The organism is Treponema endosymbiont of Eucomonympha sp. (genome assembly GCF_001028545.1).
In genome coordinates this window covers 1-685 of record NZ_BBPW01000365.1, presented here as the reverse complement: position 1 = coordinate 685, position 685 = coordinate 1, and the positions used below count along the sequence as shown (strand labels likewise).

The 685-nt window shown below is 60.1% G+C and carries 1 pseudogene; it reads right to left on the bottom strand.

The annotated features are described in order from the left end of the window. Positions 1–231 precede the first annotated feature (231 nt). Positions 232–685, bottom strand: a pseudogene (fusA, locus tag AWU74_RS07090) (elongation factor G); the annotation flags it as partial.

Genomic DNA, 685 nt, shown 5'->3' with positions numbered 1-685 from the left:
AAGAACAAACAATTTCGGGTGTTTTGGAGGATATTGGTGTACGAGTTGGCACGGACGGCTGGAAGTTAAAACCAAAGGAAAATAATTTGTTTGATTTTGTGTAATCACAGCCTGCGTTCAGCAATTCGCCGTCCTTGACGGTCGCTTCGCCGCAGTCTCAGAATAGCGTCTAACATGCGGTTTACGTTGCGCTTGCCCCCTGCCGAATATCCGTCTGTCCGCGCCGCGGCGCTAACCCAGCCCGCCCGGCTTCGTCTGAAAGTGGCTGAACTCCGCGCTGAACGACGCGCGCCCCTTCGTGGCGGAGCGCAGGCTTGTCGAAAAACCGACGAGCTTTGCCATAGGCGCTTGGGCGTGGATGACGCTGCCGGACGGCTTCGACTCGGTCGAGCTGATTATGCCGCCCCGCTGCGTAATCTGCCCCATCGCCTCGCCCAGAGACTCGGACGGGCACGTAATGTCTACGTTCATAACCGGCTCAAGCAGTTCCGGAGATGCTTTGGCGCAGACGGCGTCGAAGGCGCTCGCCGCGCAGGAGGCGAACGCGAGCGGAGTGGAAGTCAGCTCGCTGTAGTCGAGCGCCGTCGCCGTAACGCGGAGGTCGGTGCAGGGATAGCCGTAGCGGATTCCCGCCGCGAAAGCGTTCCGAATGCCGTTCTCCACCGCGTCGAAAATCTCGGCGGGG